Source organism: Methylomonas koyamae (assembly GCF_019669905.1).
GTDB classification, from domain to species: Bacteria; Pseudomonadota; Gammaproteobacteria; order Methylococcales; family Methylomonadaceae; genus Methylomonas; species Methylomonas koyamae.
In genome coordinates this window covers 4,037,482-4,057,661 of sequence record NZ_AP019777.1, presented here as the reverse complement: position 1 = coordinate 4,057,661, position 20,180 = coordinate 4,037,482, and the positions used below count along the sequence as shown (strand labels likewise).

Sequence of the window (20,180 nt, the reverse complement as noted above, 5' to 3'; positions counted from 1 at the left end):
TATGGCATTACAAATACCTGCAATCAACGGCGGCGGTTCGTCACAGGCACTTGAAGTGTCAGAAGCCGTATTCGGCCAAGCATTTAACGAAACGTTAATCCATCAGCTTGTAACCAAATATTTGTCAGCTGCAAGGGCGGGCACGAAGGCACAAAAGAACCGGTCCGCGGTAAGTGGTGGTGGATTGAAGCCATTTAGGCAGAAAGGCACTGGCCGCGCTCGCGCTGGTACAACAAGAAGCCCGATCTGGCGTACTGGTGGTGTCACTTTCGCTGCGCAGCCAAGATCATTCGATCAGAAGCTGAACAAAAAAATGTATAAGGCGGGGATCCGCTCAATATTCTCCGAATTATTGAGACAAGGCCGAATTGCTGTATGCAACGACATAATTCCTGAGAGTCCAAAAACGAAAGAGTTCTTGGCAAAGATCAAAGGCATAGAGGCTAAGCGGTTGTTGGTTGTTGCGGATGACTTGAACGAGAATTTAATTTTGGCTGCAAGAAATTTGCCGTACGTCGCTGTGGTTACCCCGACAAGCGTTGATCCGGTGTCGTTGGTGGCGGCAGATCAGGTGATAGCGACCGCTACTGCACTGAAGCAAATAGAGGAGCGTTTGGCATGAGCGATCAGAAGGTAAAATTAGCTAATATTTTGTACGCACCGATCATTTCTGAAAAGAGTTCTAACGCTGCGGATCAAAATAACCAATTCGTATTTAAAGTACAAAAAACAGCGACTAAGCTGCAAATCAAAAAAGCGGTTGAGTTGATGTTCGGCGTGAAAGTGGAGTCGGTTCGCGTGCTAAATGTTAAGGGAAAGATTAAGCGATTCGGACGCGCATTGGGTAAACGCTCAGACTGGAAAAAAGCATATGTGAAATTGCAGTCGGGCCATAACATCGAACTTGCAACAGCATAACTTTTAAGGCAAATAGGAGCGGTAGAAGAGCATGGCTATTCTAAAATCAAAGCCGACATCTCCAGGTTCTCGGTTTGTAGTGCGTGTACAAAATAATGATTTGCATAAGGGTAAGCCATTTGCACAACTACTAGAAAAAAAGAGCAATACCGGTGGTCGCAATAATTTGGGTCGGATTACAACGCGCCACATCGGCGGCGGCCACAAGAAGTTTTATCGAATCATCGATTTTAAGCGCGATAAAACAGACATTCCAGCAATCGTCGAGCGCATAGAGTACGATCCAAACAGAACTGCGAATATCGCGTTGGTTTTGTTTAGGGATGGGGAGCGTCGATACATAATTGCACCCAAAGGCATCGAAATCGGGCAAGAGATATTGAGTTCCGAAACCACTCCTGTGAAGGTAGGTAACTGCATGCCTCTGCGTAACATGCCATTAGGTACGACTTTGCATTGCGTAGAGCTAAAGCCTGGTAAAGGTGCGCAAATAGCAAGAAGTGCCGGTACTTCGGTGCAGTTGGTTGCTAAAGATGGTGCATACGTTACTGTGAGATTGCGTTCCGGCGAAATGAGAAAAGTGCCTTCTGACTGCAAGGGTGTCGTCGGCGAGGTTTCAAACTCAGAGCATAACTTGGTTTCGTTGGGCAAGGCTGGTGCCAAGAGATGGCGTGGCGTCAGGCCTACTGTGCGAGGTGTTGCTATGAACCCTGTAGACCATCCGCACGGTGGTGGTGAAGGTAGAACATCCGGCGGTCGACATCCTGTGTCTCCCTGGGGTACTCCTACTAAGGGTTATAAAACCAGAAAAAATAAACGTACTGACAACATGATTGTCAGACGCCGTAAGCAAAAATAAGAGGTATCTGACGTGCCACGTTCAATTAAAAAAGGTCCATTTATTGATCATCACTTGCTGAAGAAAGTTGAAGAGGCGGTGAGAACAAATAATAGGAAACCAATTAAAACCTGGTCTAGACGGTCGATGATCAGTCCCGATATGTTGGGCTTGACTATTGCGGTTCATAATGGTAAGCAACACGTACCGGTATTGATTTCTGAGAATATGGTCGGTCATAAATTGGGTGAGTTCTCGCCGACGAGAACTTATAAAGGCCATATCGCTGACAAAAAATCGAGATAAGGAGTGAATGTGGAAGTATCGGCAAAATTGAGTAACGCTCCGTTGTCGGCGCAAAAAGCCCGCTTGGTGGGTGACCAGATTAGAGGGTTGCCCGTTGAAAACGCTTTAAATGTCTTGAATTTCAGCTCTAAAAAAGCTGCTGCGATTTTTAAGAAAGTACTTGAGTCAGCTATCGCCAACGCTGAGCACAACGAAAATGCAGACGTCGACGAATTGAGGGTGTCCACCGTTTTCGTTAACGAGGGCCGCACTATGAAGCGGATCTCAGCTCGAGCAAAAGGGCGGGCGAATCATATTTTGAAAAGAACTTGCCATATAACAATCAAAGTAGCAGAGAAATAGAGGTATAAGATGGGACAAAAGGTTCATCCCACTGGGATTCGTCTCGGGATCGTAAAAGATTGGACTTCGAGATGGTATGCAAATAGCCAGAATTACCCTGTGCTTCTGCTGCAAGATTTGAAAGTTCGGGAATATATTAAGCAGAAATTAGCGCACGCCTCGGTGAGTCGTGTCCAGATCAATCGTCCGGCCAATAACGCAAATATAACTGTGCATACGGCTCGCCCGGGTATTGTTATCGGCAAAAAAGGCGAGGACATAGATATATTGCGCCAGAATATTTCGGCAATGATGGGTGTTCCTGTCCAGTTAAATGTGGAAGAAATCCGGAAGCCGGAGTTGGATGCCTACTTGGTTGCCGAGAGCATCGCTCAGCAACTAGAGAAGCGCATTATGTATCGTCGCGCTATGAAGCGGGCTGTAACGAATACAATGAGGCTGGGTGCCGAAGGAATCAAGATCACAGTGGCCGGACGTTTGAACGGTGCTGAGATTGCTCGGACCGAATGGTACCGTGAAGGTCGCGTGCCGCTCCACACCTTGCGTGCAGATATAGATTACGGTACGGCTGAGGCAAAAACTACTTACGGTATCATCGGTATCAAAGTTTGGATATTCAAAGGCGAGGTTTTCGATATGGATGCGCATACCGCTTCGCTCAATGCCGAATCAAAAAAATAAGTTGAAGGGGAATAGATAAAATGCTTCAACCAAAAAGAACCAAGTTCCGCAAACAACACACTGGGCGAAACAACGGAACCGCGTTGCGTGGGTCGTCTGTTAGCTTCGGAGAGTACGGTTTGAAATCGATAAGTCGTGGTAGAATGACCGCCCGACAAATTGAGGCGGCCCGTCGAGCTATTAGTCGGCATGTCAAACGGGGCGGAAAAATTTGGATCCGTATTTTTCCTGACAAGCCAATCACTAAAAAGCCTTTAGAAGTTCGTATGGGTAAAGGCAAAGGTAGTGTAGAATACTGGGTTGCTCAAATTAAGCCTGGAACCATGCTGTTCGAGATAGAAGGTGTATCTGAAGAGTTGGCAAGAGAGGCGTTTGAGCTCGCGGCCGCCAAGCTGCCAGTAAAAACAACGTTTTCTGCTCGGACGATAATGTAATGAAAGCAATAGAATTGAGAAGTAAAAGTAGGGATGAATTAAGCCAAACTTTGTTGGAATTGTCTCGTGAGCAATTTAATCTTCGGATGCAGAAGGGCACAGGCCAACTTGCTAAGCCTAGTCAAGTAAAGGCGGTCAGAAAAGACATAGCCCGTATTAATACTATCTTGAGCGAATTGGCAAGGGCTTGATCATGAGTGAGAATACAGAAAGTGTGCGTAAAGTTACAGGCCGAGTGGTCAGTAACAAAATGGACAAAACCGCTTCCGTTTTAGTGGAAAGGCTGGTTAAGCATCCTGTGTACGGCAAATACATTAAGCGCTCAACTAAGTTGCTGGTTCACGACGAGAATAATGTATGTCAGGAAGGCGATATTGTCGCAATTGCCTCATGCAGGCCGATTTCAAAAAACAAATCATTCAAGTTGCTGGAAGTTATAGAGACTTCTAACAAGTAATTTATATTTTTAGTTGGGAATTTAAAATGATTCAGATGCAAACTAGCCTTGACGTCGCCGACAACAGTGGCGCAAAAAAGGTCATGTGTATCAAGGTTCTTGGGGGATCGCACCGCCGTTATGCCGGCATAGGCGACATTATCAAAGTAAGTGTAAAAGACGCAATGCCTCGTACTCGTGTTAAAAAGGGTGACGTCTACAACGCTTTGGTAGTAAGAACAAAAAGGGGTGTTCGTAGGGCCGACGGCTCTGTTATCCGCTTCGACGGAAATGCAGCGGTCATTTTAAATAACCAGCTTCAACCGATCGGTACGCGTATTTTTGGGCCAGTTACACGAGAGCTGAGAGGTGATAAGTTTATGAAAATCATCTCATTAGCCCCAGAAGTGCTATAACGGAGTACCGAGTATGCAAAAAATTAAGCAAGGCGACGAAGTTATCGTTTGTGTAGGAAAGGAAAAAGGCAAGCTAGGGCGGATTTCAAAAGTATTGGAGAACGACCGGGTTTTGGTGGAAGGTGTTAATTTGGTTAAAAAACACCAAAGAGGCAATCCTAATCTTGGTATTTCCGGTGGGATTGTTGATAAAAACATGCCTATTCACGTTTCAAACATAGCTATATTCAACCCGAAAACCAAGAAGGCCGATCGAGTGGGTTTTAGGCTTGAAGCTGATGGTAAGAAAGTTAGATTTTTTAAATCTACCAAAGAAGCTATCGGAGATTGAGGAATAAGCTATGTCCAGATTAGAAAAGAAATACAAAGAAGAAATAGTTCCGGCTCTGATTAATCAGTTCGGCTATAAGACCGTAATGCAAGTGCCCAAGCTGACGAAAATCACGCTTAACATGGGTGTCGGTGGTGCGGTCGCCGACAAGAAAGTTCTCCAGTCAGCGGTTTCCGATATGGAAAAAATATCGGGACAAAAAGCAGTTATCACGCTAGCTCGTAAATCTATAGCTGGTTTTAAGATTCGTGACGACATGCCTATTGGCTGCAAGGTAACGTTACGAAGCGATAGAATGTATGAGTTTTTGGATAGGCTCATCACTATTTCAATACCTCGAATTCGCGATTTCAGGGGGATGAGTTCCAAGAGTTTTGACGGAAGGGGGAACTATTCCGTCGGAATCAAGGAGCAAATTATATTTCCAGAAATCGATTATGACAAAATAGACGCTCTTCGTGGGATGGATATTTGTATTACTACGACAGCGAAAACCGATGAAGAAGGTTTGGCGTTGTTGAAGCTGTTCAATTTTCCATTTAAAAACTAAGGGTGTTCAGATGGCAAAAAAATCTATGATTGCACGCGAAACCAAACGTGCAGGTTTAATCAAAAAATACGAAAGTAAAAGAAATGCGCTGAAAGAAGTCATTCGTTCGCCGGGTGCTTCTTTTGAAGAAAAGGAGACCGCGCAGATTCAATTGCAGAAATTACCCAGAGACTCCAGCAAATCCAGATTACGTAATCGTTGTAAGCTCACCGGGCGGCCGCACGGATACTACAGAAAATTTGGTTTGAGCAGAAATAAGCTAAGAGAAGCGACAATGCGAGGCGATGTGCCCGGATTGTCGAAAGCTAGCTGGTAACCATAGTTACGTTCAGGTTGTTGGGGAATAAAAAATGAGTATGACAGATCCGATAGCAGACATGTTGACCAGAATCAGAAATGGTCAGTCTGCGGGTAAAAAGAATGTGAAAATGCCTTCTTCTAAATTAAAGCTCGCGATTGCGAAAGTTCTGAAGGAAGAAGGTTACATCAGCGATTACAAGACCGAAATAACAGGTAGTCACACTGAGATGACTATCGAGCTTAAGTACTACAACGGCGTGCCGGTTATTGAGAGTGTTAAGCGGGTTAGTCGGCCAGGTTTGAGGATATATAAGTCAAAGGATGAGTTGCCTAAGGTGCTCGGCGGCCTCGGTATCGCAATCGTATCAACTTCAAACGGTGTAATGACAGATCGCGCGGCTCGGGCAATTGGGCACGGCGGCGAAGTTATTTGTACCGTTTGCTAAGAAAGTTCAAGGATATATCATGTCACGAGTAGCTAACGCGCCGATTGTCTTACCGGCGGGCGTAGATATCAAAGTAGTAGGCAAACAAACGGTAGTCAAAGGAAAGCTTGGTGAGCTTTCGTTCCAGTTGTCTCCGTCAGTTGATCTGGAAGTCGCGGACAATGTAATCAGCGTTAAATGGGATGATTCGGTAAAAGGTGCAAAAGCTCATGCCGGAACCGCTCGAGCATCGATCAATAACATGGTCAAGGGTGTATCTGAAGGCTTTGTAAAAAGGATGTTGTTAGTTGGCGTCGGTTACAGAGCACAAGTCAAAGAGAATCAATTGACTTTGTCTTTAGGGTATTCCAATCCAGTCGAATATACGGTTCCCGAGGGTGTCACTGTAGAAGCGCCTTCACAAACAGAGCTTTTGGTTAAGAGTAGCGACAAGCAGAAATTGGGTCAGGTGGCTTCCGAAATTCGAGCGTTTCGGCCGCCAGAGCCTTACAAAGGCAAGGGTGTCAGGCTCGCTGATGAATACGTGGCTCGAAAAGAAGCCAAGAAAAAATAGGTAGCATAAATGGATAAGAAATCTTCCAGGCTGAAGCGAGCACTCAAGCTGCGCTGCAAGATCAAAAAGTTGAATGTCAATCGGTTGACCATACATCGTACGTCCCAACACATTTATGCCCAAGTGCTAAGTGCGGACGGTAAGCTAACAGTGGCTTCCGCTTCGACTGTGCTTGCCGATGTAAAGGCTAAAGTAAAGAATACCAGTAACGTCGATGCAGCTACTGAGGTAGGTAAGCTTATTGCGGAAAGAGCGATAGCAGCAGGTGTCCAACAAGTCGCGTTTGATCGGTCAGGTTTTAAATATCACGGTCGCGTGAAGGCATTGGCTGATGCTGCTCGCGAAGCCGGATTGAAGTTTTAGGGGAAAAATATGGCAACAGCACCATCTCAAGGTAGCGCTGACGGGCTGCAAGAGAAATTAGTATCCGTTCGTCGCGTGGCGAAAGTTGTGAAAGGCGGTAGGGTATTTGGTTTTGCCGCGCTTACAGTAGTAGGCGATGGCGACGGGCGCGTCGGTTACGGTGTATCAAAAGCGAGAGAAGTTCCTGTCGCTATACAGAAGTCTTTAGAGCAAGCGCGTAAAAATATGAGAAAGGTTGCTCTCAAGGATGGGACCTTGCAATACTCGATAATGTCAAATACTGGTGCCGCTAAAGTGTATATGCAGCCTGCATCTGATGGTACTGGTATCATCGCGGGCGGTGCTATGAGGGCGGTTTTTGAAGTAGTCGGTGTGCATAATGTATTAGCCAAATGTATCGGAACCAGTAACCCTATTAACGTTGTTAGAGCAACTATCAATGGCCTAACTGCGATGCAAGACGCCAAGAGAATTGCGGCTAAGCGCGGTTTGACTGTAGAACAAATTACAGGATAAGAACATGTCTGGCAGAAAGTTGAGTGTGATGATGACAAAAAGTAAGAACGGTAGGCTAAAAAGTCATCAATTGTGCCTGAAAGGCTTGGGTTTGAGCAGAATTCGTCAAGTGGTAGAAGTAGTCGACACGCCGGAGAACAGAGGCATGATTAATAAAGTCGCTTACATGCTTAAAGTAGAGGAAGTCTAAATGTATTTAAACACCATACAAGCCGCATACGGGTCTAGAAAAAAAGCTAAGCGGGTCGGTCGCGGTATCGGCTCTACTGACGGTAAAACCTGCGGCCGCGGCCATAAAGGGCAGAAAGCGAGGGCTGGTGGGTTCCATAAAGTCGGCTTTGAGGGCGGGCAGATGCCGCTCCAAAGAAGGCTTCCTAAAGTTGGCTTTACTTCTCGCACTAAGAAATACTCTGCTGAAGTCCGTTTAAGTGAAATAAATTCATTGAATGTAGACTTGGTTGATATACAGGTGTTGGTTGATAATAATCTGGTTCCTGTGTTTGCGAAGAAAGTCAAAGTAGTAAATACCGGTGTTATATCTCGCCCGCTTACATTGAAAGGTGTTGGTGTTACGGCTGGTGCGAAGTTAACGATTGAAGCTGCTGGTGGCAAAGTAGAGGCCTAAGTGAGTGCTAAAGGTTACGAAGTGTCTGCTGGAAGTTTTCGGTTTGGTGAGCTGAAATCGAGGCTTTTGTTTGTTCTCGGTGCTTTCGTTGTTTATCGAATCGGCGCACATATACCTGTCCCCGGGATAGATCCTAAGGCGTTGTCCACGATGTTTGAGCAGCAATCGGGCTCAATTTTGAACATGTTCAATATGTTCTCTGGTGGAGCTTTGATGCGTTTAAGTTTGTTCGCGCTTGGTATCATGCCATATATTTCTGCTTCGATCATAATGCAGCTGATGACCATAGTCATTCCAGCAATGGAGCAGTTAAAAAAGGAAGGCGAGTCCGGTCGGCGGAAAATTTCTCAGTACACTCGTTATGGCACCGTTATTTTGGCGATGTTCCAATCGGTAGGTATCTCTGTCGCGCTGCAAAACCAGACTGCTGGCGGTCTCGCTGTTGTCATACAGCCTGGAATAGGTTTTATTGTTGTTACAACGATCACGTTGGTTACTGGGACTATATTCCTGATGTGGCTTGGTGAGCAAGTCACTGAGCGTGGCATTGGTAACGGGATTTCGCTACTGATTTTTGCTGGCATCGTATCCGGTTTGCCGTCGGCCATTGGTGGCACGTTGGAGTTGGCTCGCACCGGTGAAATGAATGGTGCGTTTATAGTGCTGCTGTTCGCGCTATCGATTTTCGTAACAGGTATAGTGGTGTTTGTCGAGCGGGGGCAAAGGAGAATAACGATTAACTACCCCAAGCGGCAGCAGGGTAACAAAGTTTACGCCGGGCAGAGCTCTTTTCTACCGTTAAAGCTGAATATGGCAGGCGTAATTCCCCCGATTTTTGCTTCAAGCATTATTCTTTTCCCGGCAACGATTGCGGGCTGGTTCGGTAACATCGACGGTTTCTCTTGGTTGCAAGATGTTGCTTCCGTTTTGTCTCCAGGACAGCCTGTTTATGTGCTGTGTTATGCGTTAGCGATTGTTTTTTTCTGCTTTTTCTACACGGCATTGGTGTTCAATTCCAAGGAGACAGCGGAAAACCTCAAAAAGTCCGGCGCCTATTTGCCAGGGATACGTCCCGGAATACAGACTACAAGTTACATTGACAAAGTCATGACTCGCCTAACGTTAATTGGCGCTGTATACATCACTTTGATCTGTCTGCTTCCGGAATTTTTGATTGTATACTGGAATGTCCCATTTTCCTTTGGCGGTACATCGTTGCTCATTATTGTTGTTGTCGTGATGGATTTTATATCCCAAATGCAAACGCATTTGATGTCGCAGCAGTACGAAGGATTAATGAAAAAAGCCAATTTGAAAAAATCTTGAGATTAGGAGTTAGCCGTGAAAGTACGCGCTTCAATTAAAGCCATTTGCAAAAGCTGCAAAGTTATAAAAAGAAATGGCGTAGTCAGGGTCATCTGTAAAGATGGTCGTCACAAGCAAAGGCAAGGATAGTTGTTTTTGCGATTTATTTTTCGGAGTGTTATACTTCTCCGTTTAACCTTATAGTATCGTTTTTGGAGTGTTTGAATGGCTCGTATTGCTGGTATAAACGTGGCTGATCATAAGCATGCGGAGATAGCCTTAACAGCTATTTACGGAATTGGTAGGCAGACTGCTAGAGATATTTGCAGTGAAGTTGGTGTTAATCCCGCTGCCAAAATCAGGGATCTGACTGAAGATCAAGTTGAGGCAATACGCAAAGTCATTTCTGGTATGACCGTTGAAGGCGATCTGCGTAGGGAAGTCTCTATGAACATAAAGAGGCTTATGGATCTTGGCTGCTATCGCGGAATTCGCCATCGTCGGGGGCTTCCGTTGAGAGGTCAGCGGACTCGTACGAATGCGAGGACAAGAAAGGGACCTCGTAAATCGGTCACCAAGTAATAATTAGAATAGATAGGCAATTTGATGGCAACCCAAAATCGAGTTAAGAAACGGATAAAAAAGGAAGTCGCTGACGGCATTGTTCATGTCCACGCTTCCTTTAATAATACGATCGTTACAATCACAGATCGGAAAGGCAACGCCTTGTCCTGGGCGACTTCGGGCGGCTCGGGGTTTCGTGGTTCAAGAAAGAGCACCCCATTTGCGGCGCAAGTGGCGGCTGAAAAAGCCGGGGCAGTCGCTCAAGAGTATGGTATGAAAAACCTAGATGTTATGATCAAAGGACCCGGTCCTGGCCGTGAGTCTGCGGTTCGCTCATTAAACAGTATGGGTTTTAAAATTTCGAATATTGTGGATGTGACGCCTATTCCTCATAACGGATGCCGTCCCCCGAAAAAGCGTCGCGTTTAGGTAGTGGAGTAAATAATGGCAAGATATCTTGGTCCTGCGTGTAAGTTGAGCCGCAGAGAAGGCACAGATCTTTTTTTAAAGAGCCGGGGTAAATCTCTGGAGAGTAAGTGCAAATTGGATCAGCGCCCTGGTCAGCACGGGGCTAAACGCACTAGAAACTCTGATTATGCAATGCAGCTTCGGGCGAAGCAGCGCTTGCGTCGCATTTACGGCGTGTTGGAAAAGCAATTCAGAAACTACTACAAAGCGGCGGATTTGCAAAAAGGCGCCACCGGTCAAAATCTCTTGGATTTCCTTGAGTCTAGACTGGACAACGTAGTTTATCGTATGGGATATGCCGCGACCCGTGCTGAAGCAAGACAGTTGGTCTCTCACAAGGCTATCCTGGTTAATGATCGCCTTATCAACATCCCGTCCTACCAAGTGTCTGCGGGAGACGTGGTAAAGGTTAGAGAAAAAGCCAAGTCTCAGCAGCGTATCAAGGATGCCTTGGTTGTAGCAGAGCAGTATGGTTTTCCTGTATGGGTGGAAGTTAATACCAAAGAAATGAGTGGTGTTTTCAAGTCCGTGCCTGACCGTGTTGATCTGGGTTCCGACATCAACGAGCAGTTGGTCGTTGAGCTTTATTCTAAGTAGTAAACAGGCCTTAGGAAACAAGATATGCAGAGTTCTATTGGCGGCCTTCTGAAGCCGAGATTAGTCGAGGTTATAAACGAATCGGCTAACCATTCCCGTATTGTGATTGAACCTCTTGAGAGAGGATTCGGTCATTCGCTCGGTAATGCTTTGAGAAGAGTTATGCTCTCTTCTATTCCTGGTTGTGCTGTCACGGAGATTTCTATCGACGGAGTCTTGCACGAATTCACAACGATAGAAGGCGTTCAAGAAGATGTCATCGATATTATCTTGAATTTGAAGAAGCTGGCCGTAATTGTCCATTCCAGGGATGAAGTCACATTGACTTTGTCAAAAAAAGGCGCCGGAACGGTAACCGCTGGCGATATAGAATTGCCACACAACGTTGAGATAGCCAATCCGGATTTGGTTATCGCCAACGTGACTCAAGATATCGAATTAAACATTAAAATTAAGGTCGAGCGCGGCAGAGGTTATGTTCCTGCTAGCGTGCGTAAAGAAATGTATGACGATGCGCCTGTAGGTGTTTTGATGTTGGACGCAGCGTTCAGTCCTATCGTCAAAGTTGCATATCATGTAGAGAGCACCCGTGTCGAACAGCGTACCAATCTGGATCGCTTGGTCATCGAATTGGAGACAAACGGAACGGTTGATCCCGAGCACGCAATCAAAACTGCCGCTTCGATATTGCATGATCAGTTATCTGTTTTCGTTGACTTTGAGAAGGTTAATGAGCAGGTTCAGGAAGAAGTCGCAATCGAAGAAGAATCTTTCGATCCGGTTTTGTTGCGGCCCGTTGATGATTTGGAGTTGACTGTTCGTTCGGCAAATTGCTTGAAAGCCGAGAACATATTTTATATTGGCGATTTGATCCAACGCACCGAAGTGGAGTTGTTACGGACGCCTAATTTGGGCAAAAAATCGCTCACAGAGATTAAAGACATCCTGGCCATTAAAGGACTGTCGTTAGGCATGCGGCTCGAGAATTGGCCGCCTGAGAATTTGGCAGACCAATCCCAAGCTGGAATTTGAACATAAGGCATTAAGAAATGAGACACCGTAAATCTGGAAGACAGTTAAATAAAAACAGCAGTCATAGAAAAGCGCTGTTCAGCAACATGGCCTGCTCTCTGTTTAAACATGAGTTGATTAAAACTACTCTTCCTAAGGCAAAAGAATTAAGAATGATTGCCGAGCCTCTGATAACCCTTTCGAAAAACGATTCGGTTGCAAAGCGTCGCCAAGCCTTCGCCAAGTTGCGTGACCGCGATGTCGTGACCAAGTTGTTTAACGAGTTGGGTCCCCGTTATTCAACCAGAAATGGTGGCTATTTGAGGATCATCAAATGCGGATTCCGTCCTGGCGACGACGCCCCGATGGCTTACGTAGAATTGGTGGATAGAGCAGAACCAACAACGTCTGATGAATAATTCAGTTTAGGTTTTATCCGACACCGTCTCAAACAAAAGCCCAACTTGTTAGTTGGGCTTTTTTCTTTTTTAGGATCCTAAATTTATTTCTATCTCCTGCAGCTTAGGATTGGATTGGGCGCTAGTTGCGTCGGTGACGGCTTTCCAAGCTGTCAGCTTTTGGTCGATCGATAACGCTGCATGGGCGGGGCTTGTCGATGGCAGTCTTGTATAGATAAGCGCATTTCTGGGGTTGTTCTGCAATTTTGCTAAGAAATGTCTCCGAAAAAGTGTTTCGGCGGTAGCTCCGTTGAAAAACACGTGGCAGATCGACGGGTGTAGTTCAAAAAAACTATCGAAATCGTTGGTAATGATTGATTTTTTATTAATTGCGGAATCCAAGCTGCCATAACGGGTACAAGTTTTTATCACGTCCCAAACGGCGATGCCTCGGTCATTCATTGCTTTTCGCCTAGCATCGTAAGAGCATAGAGTGTCGATTTGTAATAGTTGACAGATAATGGGCCAAAATTGATTGCGAGGATGAGCATAATACTCGCCAGCGTTGAGTGAAGCGATTCCAGGCATACTGCCTAAAATAAGCACACTTGCCTTATCTGAGGCTATAGGAGGGAAGCCGGTAATAGCATCCATTTGCACGGCTCAGGTTACGGCTCTCGACTCCAGTACTCCGAGGACGTCTAACACTCTACAGCAATAAGCGTGTTCGTTATCGTGCATCAAAGCTAAGCCAATTTGTCTTTTGTTGTTGACCGTGATTTGGCCCATCAGCAGAATCGCCGAATAGTCGGTTCGCATGTAATCTATGCTAGCTTTTTGGTGGCCCCACGCACCGTAATCGCAATAAATTATTCCAGATAACTGGTTTTCTGCGTACCGTTCGAACCATTCAATACATTCCTGTTGACTCGTATCCGTAGCCAAGTAAGCCGTAAAATCGATAACGGAGACTATCGCCGTCGGCACTCGATAGGAAATGGCTTCTAATTTGCCTGCTAAATTGGGTAATACCAAACTTGTCGATTTGGCGACATTGGTACCAGTTGGGATGATTGACGCTGCACAACCCCGGCCTAATTGGGAAGACGAATGGTAACCGTCCAATACCCTTTGGTCGGATAGTTGGGGGTGTATTGTCGCTATCCGTGCCGAAACTATGCCGAAATGCTTGTCTAAAATGTAGCATATAGGCACCATCGCGTTACCGGTACAGGTGCTAGCAGAGATGACGTGGTGTTTATCGGGCAGATAATCCGCGTGATTTACGCCATAGACTATGCTGATGTCGCATCCGGTAATATTCCAGGTACACAATGCTTTGCGGGCGATATTCCGTTCCAGAATCGTTTGAAAATCGTTGATGCTAGCGGTACCGGTCGCGTCGAACAATACATCCAATTCGAATTCTTTCAAAACATCCAGGCCGTGCTCGGAAGGCCCGCTACGCCGCCTGTCGACACGCTGGTAACGTATTCTTTTGCCGTCCAAAATCAGATCGTTACCGTCGCAATCGACTCGAAACGGTGGCCTGCCGTATGTGCTGTCGTTTGCCAACAGATACGCGACGTGGTCTATCGTCATCACGTCACATACGACGCAGATTTCGTAGCGTCCACCGCTAATCTGGGAAAAATTAGTTCGCAAAACGCCACGTCCTATACGCCCTAGACCGACAATTGCAACCCGCAAGCTCATACGAGGATACCCTTCCGGTTAGATCCGGCTAGTAATCGATTAATGTTTTTACCGGGAGAAAGGGTGATAGTTGTCATTGCTGATGTGGTCGTTTTGAGGAAGGAATTGCCTTTTCGTGCTAAAAGCTAGAGCAACTTCACGACCTAGTCAAGGCGGCAGCATAGCTGGCAGGTGGTAATCCATTAAATCGACACCGCCAATCAGTTGCCCGCGGGTCTGACGTCAAAATGGGTCTTTGTTAACCGAATGTTTATTTTTTCGAGCCGACGCTATTGCCCGGTTTGATATCAAAGGCGATACAAATCCGTTCCTGGTCGGAATTGAACGGAATGGTCCGATGAAATAATGATGACGGGAATAGCACCAGGTCGCCGACTTTTTGGTCGACGATTTGGGTGGGGAAATCGTCGTGTAGGCGTGGGTAGTCGTCGCCGTCCGTGCCGTATTCGAAGCTGCCTTCGTGGTTGTCGCATTTGTCCGGCAGTTGCAGGTAGACGCAGCCGCTGATCCAGCCTTCCTCGTGGATGTGCGAAGTCAGATAACCGCCTTGGTTCATCCGCAAATACCAGGAACTGGCGAATTCCAGGGCTTGCGGAAACAACCGAATCAACGCATCCTCGCGGCCGGCGAAGTGTCGCCGGTAGGCTTCGACCTTGGCCCGGATCAACTTGGCCAGCTGTTGAAACGACGCTTCGGGGCGCTGTAACAAATTCCCAGCCGACTGCATGCCGTAATACAAGCGGCCCTGTTTACGCTCGGCAATGACTAGGTGTTTGACGTCGTCGAGTAATTTATTCAGCAGCGCGCTGCTGGGCTCGGCCAGCTCGTCGATGCGAGTGTGCTGTACAAACTCCATCGGATTGCGGCAGTAACCGTAAGTGTCTGGTTGGCGGAAATTGATGGCGTAATGGGTCGCCAAGCTACCCAGCAATACCGAGTTGTGGCGCCCTTGGGCAACTAGTTCGTCCAGGCGTTGTTTAAAGGCGTCGAATTGACTGGTTTTGTACAGACATAGAAGCACCCGCTCCTGGGCATCGGCGAAATCCGATGCGGCAAAATACTGAATCGCTTGCGTGAACTGGTTGCCCAAACAATAACTCTCGCCCAGGTTGTAATTGGCGCGGCCGTGTTGTTGATTGGCTTGCAGTGCGGCGCGGTAACAGCGCACCGCTTCTTCCATATTGCCCTGGTCGCGGTAAATCTCTCCCAGATCGTTCCAGGCATCGGCGAATTGCGGGTCCAGACGCAAAGCTTCCTTGAATGCTTCGATAGCTTGGGCGTGGCTGCCCTGGTCGTAAAGATTGGTGCCGAGGTTGAAATAGCCCAGGGCGTCGGCGTTGATGTCCAAAGCCTTGCGGTAACAGTGCTCGGCGGCTTTCAAATCGCCGACGGTTTGCAATACAGCGCCCCAATTGGCCCAGGCCTGATAGTAGCCGGGCTGTTGTTCCACCGCCCGCCGGTAATGCTTGGCCGCCTCTTGCCACTGGCTTTGCTGTTGCAACAGCGCGCCGAGGTTGAAATGGGCGACCGTCAAGTCCGGCTTGATTTGCAGCGCTTTGCGGTAGGCGGCCATAGCCCCTTTGGCGTCGTTGAGTTGGGTGTAAATTGCGCCGAGGTTGAAATGGATTTCAGCGATGTTGGGATCGAGCGCGATCATCTTGCGGAAGCTGGCGGCCGCGTCGCGCAATTTGCCTTGTGCTTGCTGGCACATGCCCAGCAGGTTCAGTGCCGGCAGCGATTTGGGATACGCCGCGGCCAAAGCCTGAGCGCGGATTTCCGCCAACGGCACTTGCCCGGCTTGAAACAATTGGTGGATGGCCTGCAATTCCGCCGGTTGCGGCTGTTTAGGTTGGACTTTCATCGTCAGTCGATACCCGTTTGCTGGTACAGGTTGTTGAGCGGCGAATAGCCGCCAAGTCGTCGAGCTTGGCGGCAGACCGATTTAACGCACCACTTCCCGCTGTTTCAGTTCGTCGTAAATGTCGTCGACAGACTGTTTATCCGCATCAAAAACCAGGTCGGCTTGGTTGGCTGTCAGCCCCACGCACAAACCGATCAAACCGGCGTGTTTGATCGCTGCGGCCAGCGCAGGATCGGCTTGTTCCAGCACGGTTGCGACATGGCCGGTGTCGAACAGGCGGCGTTCCAAGTGGTAAGCCATGGTTTTCGCGTCGGCGCCGGATAGTGCGACGATGGTTGCGGTTTGGCCGAAACGGCTGGCGCGTTCTTCGGCGGTCACCGGCGCCCATTCGTCCTTGCTGGCATCGCCGACGATCATGCCGGCGCCGACGGTGACGTTGGTCAGCCGGTCGATGACGATGAACGAGCCGGTCGACTTATTGCGTTTGTAAGGTTCGAATACCACCGGGGCGTTGACCGCGACGGTGCACAGGCCGATTTCGTTCAGTTTCAATTCGTCGGCATCGTGGTGTTCCAGAGTGTTGACGTCGATGCGGTGGTGAATCGACGCGACCGAGCCCGATACGCTGCGGGTCGCCAATTTGATCACGTATTGGCGGCCGGGCAACATGGTTTGTTCGGTCATCCAGACGATATTGGCCTTGAATTTGTCGGCGACGCTGGGTTGCGTTTGCTGCCCACCCAGAATCACGTCGCCGCGGCTGATGTCGATTTCGTCCTGCAAGGTTAAAGTGACGGCCATGCCGGCGAAGGCTTGCTGCAAATCGCCGTCGAAAGTGACGATGGATTTGATCGTGCTGGTCTTGCCGGACGGCAGCACGGTAATCGCGTCGCCTTGATTAAACAGGCCGGAAGCGACTGTGCCGCAGAAGCCGCGAAAATCCAGGTTGGGCCGGTTGACGTATTGCACCGGGAAGCGGGCATCGTCGAAGTTGTGGTCGCTGGCAATTTCGATGCTGTTCAGCAGTTCCATCATCGGCAAGCCGCTAAACCAGGGCATGTTGGCGCTGGGGTTGACCACGTTGTCGCCGTCCAACGCCGACATCGGAATGAAGTGGATGTCGTGCAAATCCAGGTTTTTGACGAAAGCCATGTAATCGTCGCGAATTTTCTCGAAAGTCTCCTGGCTGTAGCCGACCAAGTCCATTTTATTGACCGCGACGATGATGTGCTTGATGCCCAGCAACGAGGCAATGAAGCTGTGGCGCTTGGTCTGGGTCTGCACGCCGTAGCGGGCATCGATCAGAATCACCGCCAAGTCGCAGGTCGAAGCGCCGGTCGCCATGTTACGGGTGTATTGCTCGTGGCCCGGGGTGTCGGCGATGATGAATTTGCGGGTCGAAGTCGAAAAGTAGCGGTAGGCGACATCGATGGTGATGCCTTGCTCGCGCTCGGCCTGCAAGCCGTCGACCAGCAACGCCAGGTCGATCTTGCCGGCGCCGGTGGTGCCGGATTTGACGCTGTCGGCTTGCACGGCGGCCAACTGGTCTTCGTAAATCATTTTCGAATCGTGTAACAAGCGGCCGATCAAAGTGCTTTTGCCGTCGTCGACGTTGCCGCAGGTCAAAAACCGCAGCAACTCCTTGCGTTCGTGTTGCGCCAGGTAGGCGTTAATGTCGGTGGCGATGAGGTCGGATTGGTGGGACATGGGATTCCTGAATGCCTAAATGTGTTCGAAAGTTGTTTTATGCGCAATGCTGTTTTAAAAAGTCGGCCAAGTCTTCGCGATTGACTTGCCGGGTCGCCGTATTAATGACCCACTCGTAAAGTTGGTCGCTATCCAAATTCGGTTGTTTTTGGTTGGCGACCAGAAACACCAACATACACGCAGCCGCTACCCGCTTGTTGCCATCCAGAAACGGATGGTTATTGGCCAACGAATAGCAATACTGGGCAGCGGTCTGAAAAATGTCGCCGCTGTAATGCCAAGTCTGCTGCGCCGCACCGAGCGCCGATTCCAACAGAGCTTCATCTCTGATGCCTAAAGCGCCGCCAAAGCGCGCTATCTGCTGACTATGTATCTGCAATGCCAGTGATTTCGAGATGAAAAACAACTTGGCCATTTATTGGGCCAGTTTGACAAACGCGTCGGCGTACCTGTCCATCAGTTGTTGATGAATTTGCAGGGCTTCTTCTTCGCTTACTGATTGATCTGGCTGCCGCTTCTTTTGTCTTTCTTCCAGGAACAGCACGAAATCCAGTACCTCGGCTTGCAGGCTGGGTTCAAGCTTCGCAAGGTGTTGTTGTATCTGTTCGTGGAGTTGCATGAGTCGCCTATCAAAAATTAAACGAAATCATCGGCACCACTGTTTTTCGCAGGGAACGCCGTCGTTATTACCGTCCATTTTGGTATCCGGGCAATGATTGATGAAGAAAGTGGCTTCTTCGCAAGAAGTCATTTGCGAGCAATACACTCGGCCATCGCACGCGAATTTTTGCCGGGTCTGATCCGTGCGATTCGACAGTGGCTGTGAAGACTCGGACTCCGAGCCTGGACTACTCTGAAAAAGGCCTTTTATCTTATCGGTCAGCTTAGAGGCCGCTGGCTGTTCGGCTTTTACTTCCGCAAGCGGCTTCAAATCCGGAATTTTTCGATCGGCTTTGTGATCGCAAGCGGTATCGGAATAAACCACGCGGCCTTTTGCATCGGTGCATTTATAAAAACCACCCGAACTATCGGCAGCGTACAACAGCATAAATGCCCACAACAATTTCTTCATTGCCTTTTCGCTTTAGAAATAACCTTCCCGCTTCTTCTGCTCCATCGACCCGGCTTGATCGTGGTCAATCAAGCGGCCCTGACGCTCGGACGTGGTGGTCAGCAACATTTCCTGAATGATTTCCGGCAAAGTGGTCGCTGTCGATTCGACGGCGCCGGTTAGCGGGTAGCAGCCCAAGGTACGGAAGCGCACCATTTTCATTTCGACTTTGTCGTCGGGGCCTATTGGCATCCGGTCGTCGTCGACCATGATCAGCATGCCGTCCTTGTTGACCACCGGACGTTCTTTGGCAAAGTACAAAGGTACAATCGGAATGTTCTCCAGATGGATGTATTGCCAGATGTCCAACTCAGTCCAGTTGGATAAAGGGAACACCCGAATCGACTCGCCTTTGTCGATCTTGCCGTTGTAAATATTCCAAAGCTCCGGGCGTTGGTTTTTCGGATCCCAGCGGTGGTTCTTGTCGCGGAACGAGTAAACCCGTTCCTTGGCGCGGGATTTTTCCTCGTCGCGGCGAGCGCCACCGAATGCGGCGTCGAACTGGTATTTGTTCAAGGCTTGTTTCAACGCGTCGGTTTTCATCACGTCGGTGTGCTTCTTACTGCCGTGGGTGAATGGGCCGATGCCTTCAGCCACGCCTTCCTGGTTGATATGGACAATCAAATCCCAGCCCAAGTCTTTCGCCATCCGGTCGCGGAATTCGATCATTTCCCGGAACTTCCAGGTGGTATCGACATGCAGCAGCGGGAAAGGCGGTTTGCCGGGGAAAAAAGCTTTGCGGGTCAGATGCAACATCACTGCCGAGTCTTTGCCGATGGAATACAGCATGACGGGTTTTTCGAATTCCGCGGCCACTTCGCGGATGATATGGATACTTTCGGCTTCGAGCTGTTTCAGGTGGGTCAGTTTATAATCGGTCATCAATTATCCGGGGCGCGCGGCCTGTTTGCATGCAAAGGTTAGCGGGCTATTTTAATGGCAAACACCTATCGACGCTATCGGCAAAGCTTATGAGGCAATACCACGGTTTGGATAATCTACGCGCGCTGATAGCCGGCCGGCCGACGCTAACCAAGTTAGCGGAATGCTTGCTGGCGGATTTGCACGACTGCCGTTGTACGATTTACGGCTGCCTCGGCGATAACGACCGGGTCGTTATCGCCGAGTTGGTACTGGAAGTGGATTCTCTGCTCTACGAACGCTGCGAACAGCGTATCGATTTGTCGGTGGCTGGTCCGATTCTGCGTAACGATTGCGTACCGCTGACGTTTCGTTTGGCCGGCGAGCGCTTTGCAATTGCCGGCCGCTGTTCGGCTTTGCCGCACGTCTGCGGCCGGGACTTGTATTTGAGCGGTTACAGCGGTCGGGCCGGCGACATTGCCCGGCAACGCTTCCAAATTCCGCTGAAGCGATTGCCATAGCAAAT

At 48.6% G+C, this 20,180-nt stretch carries 35 protein-coding genes; 27 read left to right on the top strand and 8 right to left on the bottom strand.

What is annotated here, in order from left to right; all coding sequences use genetic code 11:
* Position 1 precedes the first annotated feature (1 nt).
* The 26 genes from rplD (at position 2) to rplQ (ending at position 12,419) form a co-directional block, all read left to right on the top strand.
* Complete coding sequence (gene rplD, locus MKFW12EY_RS18250) at positions 2–622, top strand: 50S ribosomal protein L4 (protein WP_054759251.1); 621 nt, start codon at positions 2–4, stop codon at positions 620–622.
* The gene (gene rplW / locus MKFW12EY_RS18245; RefSeq protein ID WP_054759253.1) at positions 619–918 is read left to right on the top strand and encodes a 50S ribosomal protein L23; all 300 of its coding nucleotides are present in this window, start codon (positions 619–621) and stop codon (positions 916–918) included. The genes rplD and rplW overlap by 4 nt, the downstream gene beginning before the upstream one ends.
* A gap of 31 nt (positions 919–949) precedes the next feature.
* A complete protein-coding gene (gene rplB, locus MKFW12EY_RS18240; RefSeq protein WP_054759255.1) occupies positions 950–1,777 on the top strand; it encodes a 50S ribosomal protein L2 in 828 nt (275 codons plus the stop codon).
* 12 nt (positions 1,778–1,789) lie between these two features.
* Positions 1,790–2,062, top strand: coding sequence for a 30S ribosomal protein S19 (gene rpsS / locus MKFW12EY_RS18235; protein ID WP_064042135.1), 273 nt, complete (start codon positions 1,790–1,792; stop codon positions 2,060–2,062).
* Positions 2,063–2,071: 9 nt separating this feature from the next.
* Entirely contained in the window at positions 2,072–2,404 is a 333-nt protein-coding gene (rplV, locus tag MKFW12EY_RS18230; protein ID WP_054759341.1) for a 50S ribosomal protein L22, read from the top strand.
* Between the two features lie 9 nt (positions 2,405–2,413).
* Positions 2,414–3,085 carry a 30S ribosomal protein S3 gene (gene rpsC / locus MKFW12EY_RS18225; RefSeq protein ID WP_054759257.1) on the top strand — a complete coding sequence of 224 codons (672 nt, stop codon included), beginning with the start codon at positions 2,414–2,416 and terminating at the stop codon, positions 3,083–3,085.
* Between the two features lie 20 nt (positions 3,086–3,105).
* Positions 3,106–3,519: a 50S ribosomal protein L16 gene (gene rplP / locus MKFW12EY_RS18220; RefSeq protein WP_026602118.1), complete on the top strand. Its 414-nt coding sequence runs from the start codon at positions 3,106–3,108 to the stop codon at positions 3,517–3,519.
* A complete protein-coding gene (gene rpmC / locus MKFW12EY_RS18215) occupies positions 3,519–3,710 on the top strand; it encodes a 50S ribosomal protein L29 (RefSeq protein ID WP_064029013.1) in 192 nt (63 codons plus the stop codon). The genes rplP and rpmC overlap by 1 nt, the downstream gene beginning before the upstream one ends.
* Before the next feature lie 2 nt (positions 3,711–3,712).
* Positions 3,713–3,976, top strand: coding sequence for a 30S ribosomal protein S17 (gene rpsQ / locus MKFW12EY_RS18210; protein ID WP_054759343.1), 264 nt, complete (start codon positions 3,713–3,715; stop codon positions 3,974–3,976).
* 26 nt (positions 3,977–4,002) lie between these two features.
* Complete coding sequence (gene rplN / locus MKFW12EY_RS18205) at positions 4,003–4,371, top strand: 50S ribosomal protein L14 (RefSeq protein ID WP_054759259.1); 369 nt, start codon at positions 4,003–4,005, stop codon at positions 4,369–4,371.
* 13 nt (positions 4,372–4,384) lie between these two features.
* Positions 4,385–4,702: a 50S ribosomal protein L24 gene (gene rplX, locus MKFW12EY_RS18200; protein WP_054759261.1), complete on the top strand. Its 318-nt coding sequence runs from the start codon at positions 4,385–4,387 to the stop codon at positions 4,700–4,702.
* A 10-nt stretch (positions 4,703–4,712) separates the two neighbouring features.
* On the top strand, positions 4,713–5,252 hold the full coding sequence (gene rplE, locus MKFW12EY_RS18195; RefSeq protein ID WP_054759263.1) for a 50S ribosomal protein L5: 540 nt from the start codon (positions 4,713–4,715) through the stop codon (positions 5,250–5,252).
* Positions 5,253–5,262: 10 nt separating this feature from the next.
* On the top strand, positions 5,263–5,568 hold the full coding sequence (gene rpsN, locus MKFW12EY_RS18190; RefSeq protein WP_082409656.1) for a 30S ribosomal protein S14: 306 nt from the start codon (positions 5,263–5,265) through the stop codon (positions 5,566–5,568).
* Between the two features lie 34 nt (positions 5,569–5,602).
* Positions 5,603–5,998, top strand: coding sequence for a 30S ribosomal protein S8 (gene rpsH, locus MKFW12EY_RS18185; protein WP_054759265.1), 396 nt, complete (start codon positions 5,603–5,605; stop codon positions 5,996–5,998).
* Between the two features lie 19 nt (positions 5,999–6,017).
* Positions 6,018–6,551, top strand: a complete 534-nt coding sequence (rplF, locus tag MKFW12EY_RS18180) for a 50S ribosomal protein L6 (protein WP_064042138.1) — start codon at positions 6,018–6,020, stop codon at positions 6,549–6,551.
* A gap of 9 nt (positions 6,552–6,560) precedes the next feature.
* Positions 6,561–6,914 (top strand): 50S ribosomal protein L18, encoded by a 354-nt coding sequence (gene rplR / locus MKFW12EY_RS18175; RefSeq protein WP_054759267.1) that lies wholly within the window; start codon positions 6,561–6,563, stop codon positions 6,912–6,914.
* A gap of 9 nt (positions 6,915–6,923) precedes the next feature.
* Positions 6,924–7,430 (top strand): 30S ribosomal protein S5, encoded by a 507-nt coding sequence (gene rpsE, locus MKFW12EY_RS18170; protein ID WP_054759269.1) that lies wholly within the window; start codon positions 6,924–6,926, stop codon positions 7,428–7,430.
* A 4-nt stretch (positions 7,431–7,434) separates the two neighbouring features.
* Entirely contained in the window at positions 7,435–7,620 is a 186-nt protein-coding gene (rpmD, locus tag MKFW12EY_RS18165) for a 50S ribosomal protein L30 (protein ID WP_054759271.1), read from the top strand.
* Positions 7,621–8,055 (top strand): 50S ribosomal protein L15, encoded by a 435-nt coding sequence (gene rplO / locus MKFW12EY_RS18160; RefSeq protein WP_054759273.1) that lies wholly within the window; start codon positions 7,621–7,623, stop codon positions 8,053–8,055. It begins immediately after the preceding gene.
* On the top strand, positions 8,056–9,381 hold the full coding sequence (secY, locus tag MKFW12EY_RS18155; RefSeq protein ID WP_221053524.1) for a preprotein translocase subunit SecY: 1,326 nt from the start codon (positions 8,056–8,058) through the stop codon (positions 9,379–9,381).
* Between the two features lie 15 nt (positions 9,382–9,396).
* Entirely contained in the window at positions 9,397–9,510 is a 114-nt protein-coding gene (rpmJ, locus tag MKFW12EY_RS18150) for a 50S ribosomal protein L36 (RefSeq protein WP_081607976.1), read from the top strand.
* 75 nt (positions 9,511–9,585) lie between these two features.
* Positions 9,586–9,942: a 30S ribosomal protein S13 gene (rpsM, locus tag MKFW12EY_RS18145; protein ID WP_054759275.1), complete on the top strand. Its 357-nt coding sequence runs from the start codon at positions 9,586–9,588 to the stop codon at positions 9,940–9,942.
* Positions 9,943–9,966: 24 nt separating this feature from the next.
* Positions 9,967–10,353 (top strand): 30S ribosomal protein S11, encoded by a 387-nt coding sequence (rpsK, locus tag MKFW12EY_RS18140; protein WP_020484822.1) that lies wholly within the window; start codon positions 9,967–9,969, stop codon positions 10,351–10,353.
* A gap of 15 nt (positions 10,354–10,368) precedes the next feature.
* A complete protein-coding gene (gene rpsD, locus MKFW12EY_RS18135; RefSeq protein ID WP_054759277.1) occupies positions 10,369–10,989 on the top strand; it encodes a 30S ribosomal protein S4 in 621 nt (206 codons plus the stop codon).
* A 24-nt stretch (positions 10,990–11,013) separates the two neighbouring features.
* Complete coding sequence (locus tag MKFW12EY_RS18130; protein WP_054759279.1) at positions 11,014–12,021, top strand: DNA-directed RNA polymerase subunit alpha; 1,008 nt, start codon at positions 11,014–11,016, stop codon at positions 12,019–12,021.
* A 17-nt stretch (positions 12,022–12,038) separates the two neighbouring features.
* Positions 12,039–12,419: a 50S ribosomal protein L17 gene (rplQ, locus tag MKFW12EY_RS18125; RefSeq protein WP_054759281.1), complete on the top strand. Its 381-nt coding sequence runs from the start codon at positions 12,039–12,041 to the stop codon at positions 12,417–12,419.
* Between the two features lie 69 nt (positions 12,420–12,488).
* Here the strand turns inward: rplQ and MKFW12EY_RS18120 are convergent, their stop codons facing one another.
* From MKFW12EY_RS18120 to cysD, 8 genes are all read right to left on the bottom strand, one after another.
* Positions 12,489–13,052, bottom strand: a complete 564-nt coding sequence (locus tag MKFW12EY_RS18120; protein ID WP_221053523.1) for a DNA-deoxyinosine glycosylase — start codon at positions 13,050–13,052, stop codon at positions 12,489–12,491.
* Between the two features lie 9 nt (positions 13,053–13,061).
* A complete protein-coding gene (locus tag MKFW12EY_RS18115; protein WP_054759283.1) occupies positions 13,062–14,114 on the bottom strand; it encodes a glyceraldehyde 3-phosphate dehydrogenase NAD-binding domain-containing protein in 1,053 nt (350 codons plus the stop codon).
* Between the two features lie 250 nt (positions 14,115–14,364).
* A complete protein-coding gene (locus MKFW12EY_RS18110) occupies positions 14,365–15,975 on the bottom strand; it encodes a tetratricopeptide repeat protein (protein WP_221053522.1) in 1,611 nt (536 codons plus the stop codon).
* Positions 15,976–16,056: 81 nt separating this feature from the next.
* On the bottom strand, positions 16,057–17,682 hold the full coding sequence (cysN, locus tag MKFW12EY_RS18105) for a sulfate adenylyltransferase subunit CysN (RefSeq protein ID WP_221053521.1): 1,626 nt from the start codon (positions 17,680–17,682) through the stop codon (positions 16,057–16,059).
* Between the two features lie 37 nt (positions 17,683–17,719).
* Positions 17,720–18,097 (bottom strand): type II toxin-antitoxin system death-on-curing family toxin, encoded by a 378-nt coding sequence (locus tag MKFW12EY_RS18100; RefSeq protein WP_054759285.1) that lies wholly within the window; start codon positions 18,095–18,097, stop codon positions 17,720–17,722.
* Positions 18,098–18,301 (bottom strand): hypothetical protein, encoded by a 204-nt coding sequence (locus MKFW12EY_RS18095; protein ID WP_054759286.1) that lies wholly within the window; start codon positions 18,299–18,301, stop codon positions 18,098–18,100.
* A gap of 27 nt (positions 18,302–18,328) precedes the next feature.
* The gene (locus MKFW12EY_RS18090; RefSeq protein ID WP_157199185.1) at positions 18,329–18,754 is read right to left on the bottom strand and encodes a DUF4124 domain-containing protein; all 426 of its coding nucleotides are present in this window, start codon (positions 18,752–18,754) and stop codon (positions 18,329–18,331) included.
* A 12-nt stretch (positions 18,755–18,766) separates the two neighbouring features.
* Entirely contained in the window at positions 18,767–19,675 is a 909-nt protein-coding gene (gene cysD, locus MKFW12EY_RS18085; RefSeq protein WP_064028987.1) for a sulfate adenylyltransferase subunit CysD, read from the bottom strand.
* Positions 19,676–19,764: 89 nt separating this feature from the next.
* Here cysD and MKFW12EY_RS18080 point away from each other — a divergent pair, with 89 nt between their 5' ends.
* Positions 19,765–20,175: a hypothetical protein gene (locus MKFW12EY_RS18080; protein ID WP_221053520.1), complete on the top strand. Its 411-nt coding sequence runs from the start codon at positions 19,765–19,767 to the stop codon at positions 20,173–20,175.
* Positions 20,176–20,180: the final 5 nt, after the last annotated feature.